1 pseudogene is annotated in these 381 nt (G+C 45.1%); it reads left to right on the forward strand.

Annotated features, from left to right (window positions below):
- Positions 1 to 381, forward strand: a pseudogene (locus tag HC175_RS20285) (hypothetical protein); the annotation flags it as partial.

Here is a 381-nt window from a genome sequence, read left to right on the forward strand (position 1 = left end):
GATTATGCCCTGGTCGGCTCGTTCTATGTTTTTGCCATGTGGATAGGCTTCGGAGTTTATGCATTGTTCGATATACTCAAAGATTATATAAAACCCAAAATGGCAGTTCCGGTTGCGGTAGTGGTTTCATTACTCGCCGTGCCCACTGTTTTGGCTACAGAGAACTGGGATGACCACAACAGGTCCGACCGCTACACTGCACTTGCTATGGCCAAGATGTACCTCGACAGCCTGGATGAGAATGCGATCATTTTCACTATTGGAGATAACGACACTTTTGCGCTGTGGTATGCTCAGCAAATTGAAAAGTACAGGACCGATGTTAGAGTGGTAAACACAAGCCTATTTGCTACCGATTGGTATATAGATCAAATGAAGAGG

The sequence above is a fragment of the Salinimicrobium oceani genome, from assembly GCF_012037645.1.